This is a genomic window from Pseudodesulfovibrio sp. 5S69 (genome assembly GCF_037094465.1).
GTDB lineage: Bacteria > Desulfobacterota > Desulfovibrionia > Desulfovibrionales > Desulfovibrionaceae > Pseudodesulfovibrio > Pseudodesulfovibrio methanolicus.
Map to the genome: position 1 here is coordinate 1,621,415 of NZ_CP146609.1, position 17,592 is coordinate 1,639,006.

The 17,592-nt window shown below is 58.2% G+C and carries 24 protein-coding genes and 1 other RNA gene; 23 read left to right on the plus strand and 2 right to left on the minus strand.

Features of this window, described 5'->3' with window-relative positions:
* Nucleotides 1-74: 74 nt before the first annotated feature.
* On the minus strand, nucleotides 75-788 hold the full coding sequence (locus V8V93_RS07485) for a polymorphic toxin type 44 domain-containing protein (RefSeq protein WP_338669742.1): 714 nt from the start codon (nucleotides 786-788) through the stop codon (nucleotides 75-77).
* A gap of 461 nt (nucleotides 789-1,249) precedes the next feature.
* On the minus strand, nucleotides 1,250-1,912 hold the full coding sequence (locus V8V93_RS07490) for an XRE family transcriptional regulator (RefSeq protein ID WP_338669743.1): 663 nt from the start codon (nucleotides 1,910-1,912) through the stop codon (nucleotides 1,250-1,252).
* A 331-nt stretch (nucleotides 1,913-2,243) separates the two neighbouring features.
* On the opposite strand from V8V93_RS07490, the gene V8V93_RS07495 reads away from it, so the two are divergent.
* From V8V93_RS07495 to V8V93_RS07605, 23 genes are all read left to right on the plus strand, one after another.
* A complete protein-coding gene (locus V8V93_RS07495; protein ID WP_338669744.1) occupies nucleotides 2,244-2,624 on the plus strand; it encodes a hypothetical protein in 381 nt (126 codons plus the stop codon).
* Nucleotides 2,621-2,869 carry a hypothetical protein gene (locus V8V93_RS07500; protein ID WP_338669745.1) on the plus strand — a complete coding sequence of 83 codons (249 nt, stop codon included), beginning with the start codon at nucleotides 2,621-2,623 and terminating at the stop codon, nucleotides 2,867-2,869. The genes V8V93_RS07495 and V8V93_RS07500 overlap by 4 nt, the downstream gene beginning before the upstream one ends.
* A gap of 58 nt (nucleotides 2,870-2,927) precedes the next feature.
* Nucleotides 2,928-4,970, plus strand: coding sequence for a DNA-binding protein (locus tag V8V93_RS07505; protein WP_338669746.1), 2,043 nt, complete (start codon nucleotides 2,928-2,930; stop codon nucleotides 4,968-4,970).
* Nucleotides 4,971-4,973: 3 nt separating this feature from the next.
* Nucleotides 4,974-5,666 (plus strand): ATP-binding protein, encoded by a 693-nt coding sequence (locus tag V8V93_RS07510; protein WP_338669747.1) that lies wholly within the window; start codon nucleotides 4,974-4,976, stop codon nucleotides 5,664-5,666.
* Nucleotides 5,667-5,668: 2 nt separating this feature from the next.
* Complete coding sequence (locus tag V8V93_RS07515) at nucleotides 5,669-6,283, plus strand: hypothetical protein (protein WP_338669748.1); 615 nt, start codon at nucleotides 5,669-5,671, stop codon at nucleotides 6,281-6,283.
* Complete coding sequence (locus V8V93_RS07520; protein ID WP_338669749.1) at nucleotides 6,280-6,486, plus strand: hypothetical protein; 207 nt, start codon at nucleotides 6,280-6,282, stop codon at nucleotides 6,484-6,486. Before V8V93_RS07515 ends, V8V93_RS07520 begins: the two co-directional genes overlap by 4 nt.
* A gap of 8 nt (nucleotides 6,487-6,494) precedes the next feature.
* Entirely contained in the window at nucleotides 6,495-7,109 is a 615-nt protein-coding gene (locus tag V8V93_RS07525; RefSeq protein ID WP_338669750.1) for a DUF3164 family protein, read from the plus strand.
* 39 nt (nucleotides 7,110-7,148) lie between these two features.
* Nucleotides 7,149-7,421 carry an HU family DNA-binding protein gene (locus V8V93_RS07530; RefSeq protein ID WP_338669751.1) on the plus strand — a complete coding sequence of 91 codons (273 nt, stop codon included), beginning with the start codon at nucleotides 7,149-7,151 and terminating at the stop codon, nucleotides 7,419-7,421.
* An RNA gene (locus V8V93_RS07535) (hammerhead ribozyme type II) lies at nucleotides 7,421-7,489 on the plus strand. Before V8V93_RS07530 ends, V8V93_RS07535 begins: the two co-directional genes overlap by 1 nt.
* A 10-nt stretch (nucleotides 7,490-7,499) precedes the next feature.
* Nucleotides 7,500-8,003 (plus strand): hypothetical protein, encoded by a 504-nt coding sequence (locus V8V93_RS07540; protein ID WP_338669752.1) that lies wholly within the window; start codon nucleotides 7,500-7,502, stop codon nucleotides 8,001-8,003.
* Nucleotides 8,004-8,550: 547 nt separating this feature from the next.
* Nucleotides 8,551-8,949 (plus strand): regulatory protein GemA, encoded by a 399-nt coding sequence (locus V8V93_RS07545; RefSeq protein WP_338669753.1) that lies wholly within the window; start codon nucleotides 8,551-8,553, stop codon nucleotides 8,947-8,949.
* Nucleotides 8,930-9,232 carry a hypothetical protein gene (locus tag V8V93_RS07550; protein WP_338669754.1) on the plus strand — a complete coding sequence of 101 codons (303 nt, stop codon included), beginning with the start codon at nucleotides 8,930-8,932 and terminating at the stop codon, nucleotides 9,230-9,232. Before V8V93_RS07545 ends, V8V93_RS07550 begins: the two co-directional genes overlap by 20 nt.
* Before the next feature lie 19 nt (nucleotides 9,233-9,251).
* Nucleotides 9,252-9,683: a DNA-binding protein gene (locus tag V8V93_RS07555; protein WP_338669755.1), complete on the plus strand. Its 432-nt coding sequence runs from the start codon at nucleotides 9,252-9,254 to the stop codon at nucleotides 9,681-9,683.
* Between the two features lie 10 nt (nucleotides 9,684-9,693).
* The gene (locus V8V93_RS07560; protein ID WP_338669756.1) at nucleotides 9,694-10,638 is read left to right on the plus strand and encodes a hypothetical protein; all 945 of its coding nucleotides are present in this window, start codon (nucleotides 9,694-9,696) and stop codon (nucleotides 10,636-10,638) included.
* Between the two features lie 162 nt (nucleotides 10,639-10,800).
* Nucleotides 10,801-11,283: a DUF5675 family protein gene (locus tag V8V93_RS07565; protein ID WP_338669757.1), complete on the plus strand. Its 483-nt coding sequence runs from the start codon at nucleotides 10,801-10,803 to the stop codon at nucleotides 11,281-11,283.
* Nucleotides 11,270-11,872: a hypothetical protein gene (locus V8V93_RS07570; RefSeq protein WP_338669758.1), complete on the plus strand. Its 603-nt coding sequence runs from the start codon at nucleotides 11,270-11,272 to the stop codon at nucleotides 11,870-11,872. The genes V8V93_RS07565 and V8V93_RS07570 overlap by 14 nt, the downstream gene beginning before the upstream one ends.
* A gap of 3 nt (nucleotides 11,873-11,875) precedes the next feature.
* Nucleotides 11,876-12,196, plus strand: a complete 321-nt coding sequence (locus V8V93_RS07575) for a DUF2730 family protein (RefSeq protein ID WP_338669759.1) — start codon at nucleotides 11,876-11,878, stop codon at nucleotides 12,194-12,196.
* The gene (locus tag V8V93_RS07580) at nucleotides 12,193-12,492 is read left to right on the plus strand and encodes an ArsR family transcriptional regulator (RefSeq protein ID WP_338669760.1); all 300 of its coding nucleotides are present in this window, start codon (nucleotides 12,193-12,195) and stop codon (nucleotides 12,490-12,492) included. The genes V8V93_RS07575 and V8V93_RS07580 overlap by 4 nt, the downstream gene beginning before the upstream one ends.
* A 1-nt stretch (nucleotide 12,493) precedes the next feature.
* Entirely contained in the window at nucleotides 12,494-13,084 is a 591-nt protein-coding gene (locus V8V93_RS07585) for a hypothetical protein (RefSeq protein ID WP_338669761.1), read from the plus strand.
* On the plus strand, nucleotides 13,084-14,556 hold the full coding sequence (locus V8V93_RS07590) for a hypothetical protein (protein WP_338669762.1): 1,473 nt from the start codon (nucleotides 13,084-13,086) through the stop codon (nucleotides 14,554-14,556). The genes V8V93_RS07585 and V8V93_RS07590 overlap by 1 nt, the downstream gene beginning before the upstream one ends.
* Nucleotides 14,556-16,070, plus strand: coding sequence for a DUF935 domain-containing protein (locus V8V93_RS07595; protein ID WP_338669763.1), 1,515 nt, complete (start codon nucleotides 14,556-14,558; stop codon nucleotides 16,068-16,070). The genes V8V93_RS07590 and V8V93_RS07595 overlap by 1 nt, the downstream gene beginning before the upstream one ends.
* Entirely contained in the window at nucleotides 16,063-16,272 is a 210-nt protein-coding gene (locus V8V93_RS07600; protein WP_422394412.1) for a TraR/DksA C4-type zinc finger protein, read from the plus strand. Before V8V93_RS07595 ends, V8V93_RS07600 begins: the two co-directional genes overlap by 8 nt.
* Nucleotides 16,256-17,533: a phage minor head protein gene (locus V8V93_RS07605; protein WP_338669764.1), complete on the plus strand. Its 1,278-nt coding sequence runs from the start codon at nucleotides 16,256-16,258 to the stop codon at nucleotides 17,531-17,533. Before V8V93_RS07600 ends, V8V93_RS07605 begins: the two co-directional genes overlap by 17 nt.
* The last annotated feature ends 59 nt before the right edge of the window (nucleotides 17,534-17,592 follow it).

Genomic DNA, 17,592 nt, shown 5'->3' on the forward strand with positions numbered 1-17,592 from the left:
CTGCATTTTATCATTGCCCTTTGCAGTATTTTACTGCGGGAACTTCAACTCCAGCCGTACTGTCGCAAAAATCGTTAGAACGGGTAACCTTGCCCTTTGCGAATCATCTGATTGTCGTGCGGGTCGTCAAACCATGTCCGATACCACTTGAGTTTATACTGCCCACCGCGAATTTGAATTGCTCCTGCGGCCGCTCTCGCCAGCGTTACATTGATTCCCATAGCTTGTGTGTAGAGTCCGTAATGGTAGTTGCCGAAATCCTCATATTCTGGGTGGTTGTCTTTCTTGAAATCGTATCTTTTCCCTGTATCAAAGTTCGTGTATATCCAAAGACATTTGTAGAGGAATGTCAATTGATCGATATATGCCTTTCGTATGTCGTCAATGGCGCTGACGCCAGAGAGGTTTATCTTTGACAGGAAATGATTAACTTCGGTCGAGGCTTTGTGTTGACATTCTTTCGCAACTCGCCTTGCTTCCGCGATGTTGGCTGCCAAATCGACACCCGGCGGCACTATGATGGCCCGGGATCTTCCCGTGACTTTGATCGCCTCGAACTCTTCAATCTCGCACTTGCAGTTCGGGTGAACCGGACCAGGACGAGTCTCGAACCACAGTCCTTTCATGGTTTGGCATTTGTCACGTGCCTGTGGTTTCGGATGATATCGCCAGTAAGTCGCCTTGTCGCCTCCTGTTATCTTTCGACTTCCGGCCACTGCACTCATGTGTTTGGGCATGCCGTACACCAGTTGATCATCTCCGATGTGTTGATCCCATTTCCCTGCCATTGTTTTTTCCTTTTGCATTGCTTTTAGTACAGTGCCCAATACGCCGTTCAAAGTTGCAAAAAAGTATCACGGGTTTTCTGACCCAAATGGCCGAAACACGGAGATGTCGGTGAAATACACCAAAGGAACCGTATTTTCCGCTTGACAATTTTTTGAGAAAGTCGGTTCTGAGCGATGAGTGAATTGGAAACCAACTGATGAGAATCAGTTGATCCAAGCAATCAACCTGCTGAAATCATGAATATAGGGGGACAGCCAAGGTGAGAAGGTAGAGGGTGCCAGAGAAATGCAGGACGAATATGGGACGAATGTAGGACGGGCGCGGGATTCTCAGGAATCCTTGGTTTGACGGGGGCGTATTTTCAACTTGAGAAAGAACTCAAACGAACAGCCGCATTTTGACAGACAACTTGAGAAAGGGTCTGCCAAAATGCGGCTGTTCGTTTTTGGGGTGGCCTAGGCTAGGGCATTTCTCGACCGACCCAAACGACGTGGCCGATAATGCGCACACCTTGCTCCAAGTCTCCATTGGTATTCACTTCAATGGGCGGATAGGCTGGATTATAGCTTTTGAGCAGCATCTTGCCCGGTAGCGTGTCGATCATCTTGAGGTAAACCATATCTTCCACCCCGACAGCGTAGACCTGACCAGGGCGCGGTTCTTTTTGGCTCTGATCAATCAGTACGGTATCGTCGTTCTCGATCTTGGGCTCCATGCTGTCACCAGCTACTCGCATCAGAACCATTTGCGCCGGGTTTCCCCGCCTACTCAGGAACTCATTGCGAAAGGCATAGCGTCCGTTGACCTCCCCGCTGGCTTCAAACGAGCCGGACCCTGCGGCCAAACGGGCCTGAACTAATGGAACCATGACCAGTTCCGTCCCATCCATGCAGACACGGGTATCTCTTCCTGTTTCACCCGGCTTCAGCGTCTCAACACCCGTGACAAGCCATTGAATACTCACACCGGTTGATTCGGCCAAAGCACACAAAAACTCTACGTTTGGGGTTCTATCACCACTTTCGTAGTTCCTCAGAGTATTGAGAGCGATACCAAATTTGTTCGCGTACTCTTTTTGAGACATCTTCCCGCGAAGCTCTTTAATCCTTTGACCAATATTCATAGCGTTAAAGTTCCATGGCAAAAGTTTAACAATAACCTTAACACCACGGACAACTAGGCAACCAATTTGAATAATTGATGATCACCTTATTAACCACGTTTTTAAACTTTAACGCAAAAAATTGGTTGAAAAAGAACCAATATCGTGGTTATTAAAGAGCCGTGGGCAGTCATAAAAAAGACCATTTAGCAAATGCACTCTAAATGACACCGCCCAAGGGGTCAACATCCGGCCCCGCACCCGTTTCGGACAGCAACCTGCAAACCAGCGGACAGAATGACACATGCGGCAGTTATCCCTTTTCGAGACTGACCAAAGCGCTGAGGTAGCCATGCTGATGGCCAACGTAAAGAGCGCGATGAACCGTGCTGCCTCTCGGTGCGGCCTGTCACGAGATGAGATCGCGGACCGCATGAATCAGATCGCTCAGGACGCCGGGGTAAGCTTGAGCCGGGGCAACGCCAAGCGCGTCACTCTGGCTACGCTTGAGAAGTGGCTTAACCCCGCCAATATGGAACACCAGCCGTCAATCCTGGCCGTGAATGTGTTCTGCATGGCAGTGAAAAGCGCCGAACCTCTGGCCGTAATGCTGCGCTCCCACGGGTGTGGGGTCATGACCCCGCAAGACAAGAAACTACGCGACTATGCCGAAGCGATCCTGGCGGAACGCGAGGCAAAGAAACGCAAGAAGCAATTGGAGTTGAAGCTATGACCATGAGCACGAATGTGCTTGCCGGGATTGGTGCCGGTCGTGACCGAAAGCCCTTTGCGATCAAGGAATGGATGTTCGCGCGAGGGCTCACCCAAGGAGATATACGCGACAGGGTAGGCATTAGCCAATCCGTGGTTTCCCGGACGATCTTCGGCAGCGCGAATAATCGGCGCGTGCTGGCCTACCTGCGAGATGAAGGGTGCCCTGTTCATGCACTGGCATTGCCCAAAGACATGAAAGTTTAGAACGATGAAAGACTCATACACGACAAAAGAGCTTGTAGCCATTTTGGGGACAACGGCTATGACCATATCCCGCCGCTCCAAACGCGAATCTTGGCAGTCCAGGACTCGCAAGGGCCGAGGCGGCGGTAAGGAATGGATCATCACCAGTCTCCCGGAAGATGTGAGGGCTGCGATAACCCTGCATCAGGCAAGCTCCAACACTCCGGCCCTGCCCGCCCAAGATGTGGTTATCCCCGACTGGGCGCATCAAGTGGGCATGGCCCGTTTTCGGCTGGTCAGCGAATGGCGGCAATTCGTTGGGAAGAGCAAGTCCACTAAGGGACGGGCGACCAAGGCATTCCTCCTCGGTATCAACGCCGGGCAGATGCTCACCAAAGAGCATGAAATCCTCGGCGACGTCTCGGACAAGACGCTCTACCGCTGGGATAAGAAGTTGCGCGACAACGCTGAGGATTACCGCATCCTGTGCGACCGGCGCGGCAAGTGGTCGAAAGGCGGCAAGAAGGGGCTGGGGCAACTCGGGTTGGAAGCCGAAAAGGTGTTCCTCGGTTGCTGGCTGACTCCCAACAAGCCGAGCATCGCCCTGGCTTATGAGACCATGAAAGGCATTTTCGCCAAGCGCGAAATCAAACTGCCGAGCTACCGCTCCGTCGTTCGATTCGCCCGGCGTTTCGATGAGGATCACCACGATCTGGTTGTCCTCAAGCAGGAAGGCGAAAAGGCGCTCAAGGACAAGGTCGGGCCGTATATCGCCCGCAATGACAAGCTCCTGTCTGTCGGGGATGTCCTCTTTTGTGACGGCAAGGTTCTCAACTTCCAATGCATTCACCCGACAACGGGTAAGCCGTTTCGTCCGACGCTTATCTGTTGGTACGACTGGCGGTCCCGCATGCCGGTTGGCTGGGAGATCATGCCCTCGGAGAACACCATTGCCATCAGCTCCGCGCTACACATGGCGATAGGTTCTCTCGCGCAGTACCCGCGTTGCGTCTACATCGACAACGGCAAGGCCTTCCGCGCCAAGTATTTCAGCGCCGTAGACGCCGATTTCGAAGGACTCAACGGCCTTTACGCCCGTCTTGGCATCGCGGTGCAGTACAGCCGCCCTTACGAAGCCAGGACCAAGATCGTCGAACGATTTTTCCGCACCTTTGATTCGCAATGCGAACGGCTCCTGCCGAGCTATGTGGGCAACTGCATAGACAACAAACCCGCTTGGATGAAGCGGAACGAGAAGTATCACGAGGCGACACATAACGAGTGGGTGCCCACCCTGCGCGAGGCGTCCGAAATCTTCCGGCTGTACGTCTGGTGGTATGGGCAGCAAGCTCATGACGAACTCGGCGGACAGCGCCCCCTGGATGTCCTGCACGCTGGTTTGGGTGACGGCGTGGACCTCACCGAGTTGGACCGCCACTTCCTCTTCCGGCAGAAAATCCACCCCAAGCGGTGTGGGTTCACCATCGGCAATGTCCGGTTTGAGTCCGACGCGCTGTACGGCCTAAACAAGCCGCTGATGGCGATGTACCGGTGGTCCGACATGGCCGAGGTATACCTGCATACCCTCGACGGCGAGCGCATTGGTACAGCCCGACCTGTGGAGGCCCTCCATCCGCTTGCCCGCATGTTCGGCGACGAGCTTGACCTCCTCAAGGTGCAGGAAGCCAACAAGCGCCAGCGCCAGCTCAAGTCCGCCACCATGAAGATCGTGAAGGCCTTCGACGCGGAGGTCGGCGAAAGCGGACTCCAATCATTGCCGTGGATGAAGCAGGAGAGCGTGCCGCTCAAGGCCATCCCCAAGCCCAAAGCCATCCAAGACGAACCCGCCATGGACGAGGCCGAAAAAGAGCGTCTGGAAGCCCTCCAAGCCAAGGTCAGGCACCTTCCCTCGTCCACCATGGAAATCCCGGATTTCTTCGCCTCCGAACTGGAGAAGTACGAGTGGTGCTTCGAACAAGCCGTCAAGAACGGCCACGAACTCCCCGGCGAATACCAATCTTTCATGATCGCCTACGAGGCCTCCAAGGAATACGAGACCGCCACGGGCGCACGTTTTGATCAACTGAGGCAATTTTACCGGCAACAGACCATAGCGAGGTAACACATGCGGCGAGACATTTTCATAGAAACGGGCAACGTGGCGAAGCTGCGCAAGTCCCTGAGCGCCCTGAGCGACACGGAACGGGGCCGTCCCGGAATCGGCGTTGTTCAGGGTGAAGCGGGGCGCGGCAAGACCATGGCAGCCAAGGAATGGCACGCCATGAACGGAGGCATCTTTCTGCGCGTGCTTGAAGGCTGGAGCCAGTTCAGCTTTTTGCAAGCGCTGACATACGAAATCACCGGAGAACGTCCCAACAACACCAACCGTTGCCGGAACCGCATCATGGATGCCCTGGCCGAAACGCCGCAAGCCATCATCGTTGACGAGGCCGACCGGCTCCTCATGGCTCGGATCGAAGACTTACGCGACGTCCACGACATGACGGGCTGCCCCGTGATCCTGATCGGTGAGGAAGGATTCTACCCGAAGCTCCATGCCCGCAAACGTGTGCATTCCCGTGTGGTGGACGTGGTGAACTTCGACCCGATCAAGGCCGACGACGTGATGCTTTTCGCCATGCAGGCCGCTGCCCTGGAAGTCACGCCGGAGGCCTGCCACAAGCTGGCCCTGTTGGCCAAGGGCAGCTTCCGCGTGGTCTACGGCTACATCCTGCACCTTGAGGACTACGCCAAGGCCCAGAACACCAACACCATCGACGCCAAGGCCGTCGAAGCCCTGCGCATCGGGAGGGCCTAGTAATGCTGTCTCCCGACATGGACAAGCTGCGCGGCGTGGTCATCGGCCTGAGCGAGGGCGGCAAGAAGGAAATCAACAACGCCCTCGTCTTCCAGGCCTTGGCCTTGGAAACCGAGCCTGAGAAAGCCCGCGTGCGCCGCCAACTCGACGGCATGACGCGCCAGAACGAGCTGACCCGCGTCAAGCCCGGCCACTACACTTACAATCCCAAGGCCCCACAACGAAGGGGCGAAGGCTACGTCCGCATGTGGCGGGCCGTCCGGGCCTCAACCGGCTCCTTCGGTATCGCCGAGATCGCCGCCGTATCGCATGTGGATACATCTTCGGTCAGCAAGTACCTCAAGCACCTGCTTTCTGTCGGGTTGGTTAGGCGCAACGGCAAGAAGGGCTTGAACCTCCTCTATTCGACAACCCATTCAGGCCGCGACCATCGAGAAACCCCGTATCCGACCATCGCTACCCGCGATCCCTTTGCCGACGAACGGTCGGCCATGTCCCGGCTTGCTCGCGTGTTTTTTGAAAAAGACCTGTATTCCGCCCCGGCACGGAAGGCCGTGGTCAAGGAATGCGAGGCCATCCTCAACCGTTTCAAGACTGAGAAAGGAGACTTCAAATGAGTGAGACCGCACGTACCACTTACAACACCGGCTGGAAACCCGACGGCGCGATCAGCGGCGACATCATGAACTGCGCGGCCCGCATCCGCATGCTGGCCGACAAGCTGCCCAGCGAGTTGCGGGAGGAAGCCAATGAGATCGCTTCCTCCGTGGCCGACGGGGCCATGCGCGTCAATGGCCTCGAAAATGAATTCATCAACTAGGAGAAGCCATGGAAACCACGGGTAATCTCGAAGGATTTTGGAAGGACGCAAAGGGCAATCTGGTCGCGCCCGAAAACGTCCGGGAATCCGATAAGCTCGCGGACTCCATTGTCCGGGAGCTGCATTACAAGGCGCAGAAGATCAACGCCGAACTGATCGAATTCCGGCAGGCCGCATTGGACGACATCCGTACCCACCTCGCCCTGGTGGTGGAGAAATACGGCGTCAAGCTGCGCGGCAAGAAGGGCAACCGTGTCCTCTACTCGTTCGACGGGTCCATCAAGATCACGATCAACATCCAGGATCGGATCAAGTTCGGCGAGGAGCTGGTTGCCGCCGAGGAACTCATCAACGAGTGCATGGCCGAATGGACGCACGACGCCAACCCGAACCTACGTACCATCGTAGAAAAGGCCTTTCAGGCGGACGCTGACGGCAAGATCAGCGTCTACCGCGTCCTCGACCTGCTCCGCCTGGAAATCGACGACGAACGTTGGCGCAAGGCCATGACGGCCATCAAGGACAGCATCAGGGTTATCGACAGCAAGGAGTACGTCCGTGTCTACGAGAGGGATGGCGACGGCGAATACAAGGCACTGCCTTTGAACATAGCGGCAGCATAAAACTGACCGGAACAAACCAAATTAACAGGAGAACAGTCCATGACCAAATGCGAATTGATTGCGAAAGTAGCCGAGGAATCCAATCTGTCGAAAGCCCATGCGGAGCGGGTGGTGGAAGCCTTCCTCGAGAACATCAAAGACACCCTCTCCGGCGGCACCAAGGTCACCCTGCGTGGCTTTGGCACCTTCAAGGTTGAAGAACGCAAGGGCCGCGTTGGCCGTAATCCCAAGACCGGTGCCGAGGTCATGATCCCGACCAAGAACGTGGTCAAGTTCAAGGCCAGCAACGAGCTGAAGGATGCAGTTGCGTAGCGCGAAACCGCTCCTATCTCGGAGCGGTCGTCGGGGTGTGGCGGCCTCGGCCTGATGAGCAGCCATTCAGGTGAATGTATGTCGAGCATGAAAGCTCCTCTCCGTATCCCGGCCACCAAAGGGAAAAATGCATGGCCTCGGCTTTCCATTTTTCCCGGTGACTACGGGGAAAATTGGCCTAACTATGGGGGAAGGAAAGATAATTTCCGTTTGCAGATCGGCGACTCTTTTTATTCCAGGCCGGGCGAGCGAAAGAGCTTTCTCAGCCCCGCAGAACTGGGGCAGGTACTTGGCCAACGAATCGCCGAGGTCTTCGGCGTCGAAGCTGGTACTGTCTCGGACGGAACTGTCCGGGTCAACCTGTATCTCCCCCAAGGCGCGAAGGTCTGGTACCGCGAAGGCGGCATGCTGCCCGAGGCCGATATGATCGGAGCACCGCCCTGGCTCAACGGCGACGGCGAGTGGGTCGTCACGCTTGCCTATTCGAGAAAGACTGTGTCGGTGACAACGGTGAAACCCCGGACCGCGCCTTTGGCCGAATGCTCCATTGAGCCGGAGGAATACGGGGTGAAGTCACTTTGATTGTCTCATCTTAAACCAAGCTCGAATTTCTCGGGATACTTTGATGATGATAGTGAGCCAGTCCATAATATCAGATGTGTCCATGATGAAATCTCCTTTGCTTCTTCTAGGATTGAGCAATTTCATCAGTTATTTCAATTCACACCTATCTTACTGTAATTTCAAAACAAGCAGGCCAAGCTGCAAGGTCGTAAAAGGAGAGGGAATGAAAGTGGCTGTTGTAGCATGCTACGGCGGATATTTGGGATTTCCGAACAACTGAGAATGATACTGAGGAACACCACGCCATGAACGACATTATCGCCAAGCTCAAAGCCGAAAAGAAAATCCACGAAGAGGAAGCTCGGAAATGCGAAGAAGCTATCCGCGCATTGCGGGCGTGCTGCCCGCACCCCAAGTAGGAGAACGACGGCCACGACTCACACTACAGCTACAAGCGCTGCTCCACGTGCGGCAAGCGGGAACAGCGATGAGGAAGCGAACCGACCCAAATTGGCGGAATGGCCTACTCGCCAAAATCCATATAGCCAAAAAGCAAATGCCGGGGATGGACGACGAGACGTACCGCGCCATTTTACAGAAGCGATACGGCAAGCCCTCGGCTGGCAAGTTGACTCAACGGGAGCTGGCCGACTTCGTCAACTACCTGGAAGACAAGGGCGCGGAGTTCACCAACAGCGGCAAGCGTGCCAAAACGCCCCGCAAGGATTTCTACGAAATCCCGGACGGTACGGCCCACGCCAAGCAAAAGCGGTGGATCGCGGCCATGTGGAACGCGCTGGACTGGAAGATGTCCGGGTTGGACACGCGCTGCGCCTCCCAGTTCGGCGTGGACAAATTTGTCTGGCTGAACGACCAGGGCGCATTGCAGACGCTCGCCAAGGACCTGATCGGACGTTGCAAGACAAAGGGAATCAACCCCCACGATGCACAACCTGAGAACTGACATTGAGGCGCGGTTCGGCTCGGTGCACAGGTTCTGCCGCCTGCATCCCTTTCTGAACCGCGCCACGGTCTACATGGTCCTGGCAGGAAAATACGGCGGCAACATCGAACGACAGACCCGGCGCATACGGGATGCCCTTGAGGGTCAGGACGACGAGAAACGGATCATGGAAACGATCAAGACAACGGCCTGTGCGCGGTGCAGCGTCACCGGCGAATGCAGCCGATGCGACGCCCTGTTCACCGCCCAGGCAAAGGCCGTCACGCAACTTTTCTCACGTTGACTGTCACGGAGGCTAAAACATGACCACACGACACCTGAAAGAATTCGCAGACTTGTACGGCAAGGGCTTCCGCCCGTACCACGGCGAAATCCTGCCCGGCGTGTATGAGGAACTGGGATGCAAGGACCCCAAAAAAGCCTACTGGGTCTGCAAGTGGCCGATCCTGTACTGCTTCGGTTGCGGCGAACGCTGCACCCCGAAGTCCCCGCATGGCTTTCAGGTCATGCTGCCTGAGAATCCGACCAGCAACGCCAAGTTCTCCATCTCCCCGGCGGAGATGCTGGCTTCCAAGCCATTCTTGCGGGCCGATGAAGCCGCCTACTGCTTATGCATCAGCCCGAGCCAAGTGTACGCCATCACTGCGGAAGGTAAACTTATACGTCATTTAGATACCCCCTTTCGGGTGACCTCCGAAAGCGTTAAGGAAGAAATGAATCGCATTGATTTATAAGGAGGTTCCAATGCAAATACTGTTGTCTCTCGTCTGTCTCGCCGCGCTTCTTGCTGCAATCCTCGGACTCATAAAACCCGCTATGGTGCTATTTTTCGTGAAGCCTGAAAAGCAAACAAGGCTCAAGGCCTTTGGCCTATACGCGGGCGTGTTTATCCTTGGCGTTCTTCTGCTTCCCGCAGTCACCAAACCGGACGCCTCAGATAAATACCTCGCGCAACTCAAAGAGGAGGCCAAGCAGGCAGAGCAGGCCCACCTTAATAAAAAGGTCAAGCCTATGGCTAAGCCTGTGGAGTTGTCCATGAACTACAAGTTACGTCCAGACTTTAGGGTGGAGGTTACCGCCACCACAAACTTGCCGGACGGTACGGAGATGCTTCTTACCGTAGGGGACAAGGATGTTGCGGCTGGGTTTTTAGGGCAGGATGATAGTTCCGTTGAAAAAGGAAGGATTTCCTTTGCGCCTGTTGGCCCTCTGCCTAATGGGAATTATATCGCGACCGTGACAGTGCCTATACCGAGAGTCCAGCCCAAGGCAGTTCAAGCCATAATTGGCTCTCATGGAGAATATCTAACCGGGGAGCTCGTTGAGGATGGAGACTTCGGAAAAACAATTGAACAGGAAGTGTCTTTTTCTGTGAAGGGTAGTAGCCCGTCTCCTGCGATCATTGTGAAAGCATTGAAAAAGGACTTCAAAAGAGAGTACGATGCCTTGTTGAAATTCAAGGACAATCCAGACTTTTGGCAATACGGATTCGGACGTGGCGGCAAATATTATGAGTGGCTCGAACGAGTCCAGTCTCTCGACAAGCAGTATCCTTCTCAAACGGCTTTCAAAGCTGGTCTGTTGTTTGCCAATCTGCCTATAATAGGAAGAGAGTACATGCGGAGTAAAGGGCGGGAAACGCCTGCCACAGAGTCTCATAGAAAGGATATCGAGAAAGCTCTTCAATAGTTTTTACCTGTTGCCAACTTATTACAGAGCACCCGTTGATGGGTGCTCTTTTTGTTCTCACAGCTTCCACGGTTTCCTGCAATAGCATCACTATCCCGATAATCTATCCCTGTTTAATCCACTCAGCGGAGCCGCAACGGCCCCGCCAAACAGGGAGAAATCATGCACAAGAAAAGCGTCACCATCGTCCGGGTCGATCACGGCCTCGACGGCACGTTCGGGCGTATGTTCCTGCCCGGCGGCACGGACCGCGTCAGCGCGGAGCCGCCGTGGAAAGACAACCGCACGGACGTGTCCTGTATTCCCCCCGGAAAATACGAATGCGAAATCAACGAGTCGCCGCACTTCGGGCTTTGTCCTGAAGTCCTGAGCGTACCGGGCCGCACGCACGTCCGCATGCACGCGGGCAACTGGGCCGGTGACGAGGCGGCGGGCCGCCGGTCCGACTCCGAGGCCTGCATCCTGCCCGGCCTGCGTTTCGCCACGCTCAAAGGCCAACCCGCCGTATCCAGTTCCCGCGCCGCCCTGGCCGAACTCATGAGCGCTGTCAGCGACGGCGATCCGCGCCCCGGCGTCCGATTCGACCTCGAAATCATCGACGCCACCGGCGAGGCCGGAAAGGAGTGGGACAATGGGACTCGGTAGCCTCCTCACCGGCGCACTCAAATTCATCCCCGGCATCGGGCAGATCGTCACCGCCGTGGAGGGCGTGGCGTCCATCGCCGGAGCCGTGGGCGGCGACACCGGCAAGAAGATTCAGGATGGCGTGACCATGATCACGGACGGCCTGAAGGAAGCCGAAGCCAAGCCTTTGAGCGGCGAGCAGCAACTCGCCCTCAAAGAGGCGGGCCTCGCCACCACGGTCAAGCTCCGGGAGCTGGACCTGAAGGACGTCGAAGGCGGGCGCAAGCTCGCCAAGGCGGAGATCGACTCCAGCGACGAGTACGTGCGGCGCACCCGGCCCCAGCTCCTGCGCTGGTACGGCAAGGGGACGTTCCTGCTCATCTTCTCGTGCGTGGGCGTGACCTTCGTTTCCGCCTTCTCTTCGTCCGTCAGCAAGGACGAGGCCGCCTTCATCGTCGACGTGCTCAAATGGGCTCTGCCTTCCGTCTCCGGCACGTTCCTGCTGATGTACCGAAGCTACACCGGACGCCGCACCCAGGAAAAACTGGGCGAAATGGGCATGCAGCCGGAAACGGCCATGGACAAAGCCATCAAGCTGTTCCGGGGGTAGGCTGTGGATTTGCAATACATCGACCTCGCCCTGCGCATTGTCCAGATCGTTGTCCTGCCCATTCTCGGCGTGTTGCTCAAGCTCCTGCTGGACCAACGCAAGCAGCTCTCCGAACTCGACAAGCGGGTAACCACCACCGAAGCCTGCCTGAAGAACGTCCCCAGCGAAGAGGCCTTGCACGAACTTGCCCTGACCATTCGCGGTTTCGGCGGAGACCTACGCGTCGCCGTTGAAAAGATCGAAGGCATGGGCCGCATTGTGGGCCGCCTGGAAAAAGTCGTCACCCGCCACGAAGACTACATGCTCAACGGAGGAAAATCATGAGCTACGGAAACGTCGTGGCCGAGCATCTGCGCCTCACCATCCTGCGCCTGCTGGCCGAACAACCCGACTACACCCTGAACGACAGCCTGATCCGCGACATGGTGCCGGATTTCGGGTTCCGCCCGTCGCGCGATGTCATCCGCAGCCAGCTCGCGTGGCTGGACGAGCAAGGGCTGGTCGGTGTGACCCAAAACGGCGGCTGCCGAGTCGCCCACCTGACTGAACGAGGCGAGGAGGTAGCCAAGGGCTACGCCACCGTCCCCGGCGTCAAGCGCCCCTCTCCTGGAGGCGAGTAGCGTGGAACGCATCGGACGCGAATACCCGCCCGAAGCCGTATGGGAAGCGCAGGAACTCTACTGCGTGGCCCGCCTGACGTTTGAGAAGGTCGCCGAGGAAACTGGGGTGGCCGCGTCCACGCTCAAGCGCTGGGCCGCCACCTACGACTGGCGCGGCAAGCGGGAGAAGCTCGCCCAGGCCGAGGCCGACCTTGCCGCCGACACCATCCTGGCCCGCTCTGTGATGCTCAAGAAGCTCATCAAGAGCCAGAACGCCCAGGACGGCTTTGCGGTCTCGGCGCTGGAAAGCCTCGCCATGAAGCAGGCCGAAGCGGCCCGCGCCCAGAAGCTCATGAGCGCGGTCAAGCAGAACGAGTTGCGCCCGATCCGCACCCCAGATGAAGCGGTCGCCGCCCTGGAGGAAGCCCTGGAGCTGAAACTCAACGGATTGTTGCAAAGCCCGGAAGATTTGGACTTCAAAGCCGTCCAGGAGGTGCAGAAAGCAACGCAACTCATCATGGAACTCAAGGCAAAGGTCGCCCCAGAAGCGACAACGAAAAAGGCCAAGACCCTTTCCGCCAACCTTGAGGCCCGTATCAGGGAGATTATTTGATGGCAAAGCTGCTCCCGTATCAAAAGCGTTGGATCAACGACAAATCACCGGTCAAGGTTTGGCTCAAGTCCCGCCGTATTGGCGCATCCTGGTGCGATGCGGCGGACAGCGCCCTTATCGCTTCCAAGTCGAAGGAGGAAGGCGGTATGTCCACATACTACCTGTCCTACAACAAGGACATGACGAAGCAGTATGTCAGCGACACGGCGGACTGGGCGAAAAAGTACAACCTCATCGCCGGGGAAATGGAAGAGATCGTTCTGGAGGATGAAGAAAAGGACGTCACCATTTTCCAAGTGCGCTTCGCCTCCGGGTTTGTGGTGCAGGGCCTCTCCTCAAATCCGTCGAACCTACGTTCCAAGCAGGGGCGCGTCCGGGTTGACGAGGCTGCATTTGTCGAGGACTTGCGGGCGCTGCTCAAGGCAGCGTTGGCCTTGATCATGTGGGGCGGCGACGTGGCCCTCATTTCCTCCCACAACGGCGAAGACTCCGAGTTCAACGAGGTCGTGGAAGAAATCCTGGCTGGCAAGCTCAACTACTCCCTCCATCGGACCACACTGGACGATGCCCTGGGCGAAGGCCTCTACCATGCGATCTGTCAGGCAAAGAAGCAGGCATGGAGTCCCGAGGCCGAAGCCGCGTGGCGCGAATCGCTTGTCGCGGACTATGGCGATGGAGCCGACGAAGAACTTTTCTGCATTCCCGCCAAATCCGGCGGTGCGTATCTGGTCCGCACGGTCATCGAAGGATGTATGGAAAAGAGCGTTCCCGTTCTCCGTTGGGAGCCTCCTGCAAAGGATTTTGTGGACTGGCCGGATGCAAAGCGCCAGAGCGAGATGCAAGACTGGTTGGAAGAGCACGTTGGTCCGTGGCTCGCCACACTTGCCGACTGGCCCAGCTATTTCGGAGAGGACTTCGGGCGTCTTATCGACCTGACGTGCATCTGGCCTCTCCAGCGAAAGCCGGATTTGACGTACCACACCCCGTTTATCCTTGAGCTTCGGGATTGCCCCTTCACCCAGCAGGAGCAGGCCCTCTTTTACATTGGCGAGCGTTTGCCCAGGCTTTCCGGTGGCGCACTGGACAAAGGAGGCAACGGCGCCTTCCTCGCCGAACGCGCCCGCCAGAAGTTCGGCCCGGACATTATCGACGAGGTGACGTTTCACGAGGCGTGGAATCTCGAAAACTGGCCGCCCGCCAAGTCGGCTCTGGAAGACCGCACGGCAACGCTCCCCCAAAACGACGATGTGCTTGATGACTTCAAGGCCGTCAAAAAGGTCAAAGGCATCCCCAAGGTCCCCCGCGACGCACGGACCAAGGACCGGAAGGACAAAGGGAAACGGCACGGGGATTCGGCCATCGCCTTTGTCCTGGCCCTCTCCGCAGCCCGGAAATTCGATCCCAGTGATGAAGAATGGGACTTCTGCACCGGCGGCGCATCCGCCGCCAACGGAATCATGAGAGGATACTGATGCTCATTTACGACCACAAAGGCGACCCCATTGATTTCGGGGAGTCGCATACCGACCTGACCACCGAGTTCGCCACCCGGCTCGCCGCCGGCGCGGACGTGGGCAGCTTCCTCGGCAAGCTCCCGGACCCCGATCCCGTGCTCCGCAAACGCGGCGAATATGACGACGTCCTGGATGATCTGACCGCCGACGACCAAGTCTGCATGGCGATCCAGAACCGCAAGCTGCGCGTGCTGAACAAGCAGGACTACGACTTCTCGCCGGGACAGGCCAAAGGAAAGGACGTGGCCGCCGATGCGGCCCGGCTCTGCGACGATCTGGTGGCCGATCTGGAAGCCATCAACCTGCGCAACGTGTTCAGCTCCATGCTGGACGCGCCGTTTTACGGCCTGACCGTGCTGGAGCTCATCTGGGAGCCACGCGGCGGCAAGCTCAGGCTGGCAGACATCGTTGCCAAGCCGAGGTCGTGGTTCGCCTTCGACGACAAGAACCGGCCCGTCTTCTGCGGCGACACCTATACCTATGACACGCCGCTGCCTCCGGGCAAGTTCGTGCTGGTTCGGCATTTCCCGACCTTTGAAAACCCCTACGGCCTGCGCCTGTTGTCCCGCTGCCTCTGGCCCGTGGCCTTCAAGCGCGGCGGCATCGAATTCCTGACCCGGTTCTGCGAAAAGTTCGGGCAGCCATGGGTCCTGGCCTACGCGCCGCACAACGCGGATCGCGCCGCCAGGATGTCTATGGCGGGAGACCTTGCCGCCATGGTCCAGGACGCCGTGGCCGTGCTGCCCAACGGCGCGAAGGTCGAACTCGCTAGCGCCTCCGGCAAGGCCGGGGACCTGCATGAGGGGTATCTGCGCCGCTGGGACAAGGCCATATCCAAGGTGCTCACGGGGCAGACCCTGACCGCCGAGATGGACGGCAACGGCAGCCGGGCGGCCAGCGAAACCCACTACAGCGTGGCCGAGGACATTGCCGACGCGGACCTGTTTCTCGTGGTCAGCGCCATGAACGACATCGCGCTCGCCTACCGCGATGTGAACGCCCCGGCCAGCGTCCTGGCTCCGGTCTTCGGCTACGACGAGCCGGAGGACTTCGACGCCCAGGCCGACCTGGACAAGAAGCTGCACAGCGTCGGCGTGCGCTTCAAGAAGAGCCATTTCTCCCGCCGCTACGGGCTGGCCGACGACGAATTCGACCTTGATGGGGCCGCTACCGATGTTCCGGCGGACCACGCCGCATACATCGAATTCGCCGATGCCCAGGACGCCCAGGAGGTGATCGACAAGGCCGTGGCCGAGATCATCCCGCAGGCGGTCAAAGCCAACGCGGAAATTGCCACCCAGATTGAGAAGATCGTCCGGAGCGCCGAGTCGTTCGAGGACATGCAGATCATGCTGGCCGAGCTGCTGGGGCAGGACGCTGAACAGGACGAACTGACCGAGCTGGCGGGCCGCATCATGCTCAACGCCCAGGCCTTCGGGACCATGGCGGCGCAGGAGGAAGCCGATGGCTGATGAATGCGACATGGCCCAGGACATGGAGGCGCTGCACCGCAAGATAGCCCTGCAAAACGCCGGTTGCGCCGCGCCGTACCATGAGGCCCTGCATCACTGCGCCGAATGCGATGCCCCCATATCAGAAGCCCGCCGCCGGGCCGTTCCAGGCGTGAGATTGTGCGTGCGTTGTCAGGAGGAAGCCGATGCCGGTCACCGTTGAACCGCTGGCTCCCGCCGAGGCCATCCAGTTCTGGAAAGGCAAGGCCCCGGTCTCCGCAAGGGAATTCGAGGCCATGAACGCCGCCGCCCGCGCCCGCGCCTTCGCCGTGTCCGGCCTCGCCAAGATGGATCAGGTCGGCAGCGTCCATGCGGCCATCGCCAAGGCCCTGGAAGACGGCGAAACCCTGCGGGACTTCAAGGGCCGCATCGGCTCCATCATTGAGCAACAGGGGTGGACCGGCCACAAGGCGTGGCGCATCGAGAACATCTTCCGCACCAATATCCAAAGCGCCTACATGGCGGGCCGCTACCGGCAAATGAAGCGTGTGGCCAAGTCCCGGCCCTACTGGCAGCTCGTGGCCGTCCACGACCGGCGCACGCGGCAGACCCACCTCGCGGTGGACGGCCTTGTCTTCCCGCATGACCACCCGTTCTGGCAGACGTGGTACCCGCCCAACGGCTTTGCCTGCCGGTGCGTGGTGATCACGCTCTCAGAGCGCCAGGTCAAGGCCCGCGGCCTGAAGGTGCAGACCGAGATGCCGGACACGATCCGCGTGAAGGACCCGGCCACGGGCATGGAATCCTTTGTGACGCCGATCCCGGACAAGGGATGGGCCACCAACGTGGGCGAAGACTGGCTGGCCGGGCTGACGCCGTCGGAGATGGAAGGCATGCGGGACGTGCAGGTCCCGACGCTCTGTCGGCGCGGGGACTTCGCGGATGACTCGTGCAAGCTGCCCATTTCGGCCATCGACCCCAGGCATATCCATGTCGTGAAGGAACGCGACCTGCTGCCCAAGACCGGCCTTGCAACCGAGGACTACGTCCGCGCCTTCCTCGGCGAGTTCGGCATCACCGACATCAACGGGAGCAAGGTGATCAACGTGCACGGCTTCCCGGTGACGGTCAGCAAATGGCTGTTCACCGAGAAGACGAGCGGCGAGTGGAAAACGACGTGGACGGACAAACGCCCGTACATGCGACTGCTGGCGCGGGCCATCCAGGACCCCTACGAGGTCTGGTGGCGGCCCATGGACCACGAAAAGACAGGCAAGATGTACTTCACCCTGCGCATGATCCGGCTCTTCCGCATGCCCTCGACAAAGGAGGTATGCGGCTTCAGCTCGTTCTCGCTGTTCGGGCGGAACTGGACAGGGGCAACGGCCTTCGCCCCAAGGGCGAACCGCAGCCAGAAGGCGATCTATGAGCAGGCGGAAAAGGAACGGGCGGGAATGCTGATTTATCGTGAATCGCTCAAGTAGTCCGGTCCTTGAGCCAGCTCCGTACAGTTCTGATCCCTAACCCCGGCGGGACTGATACG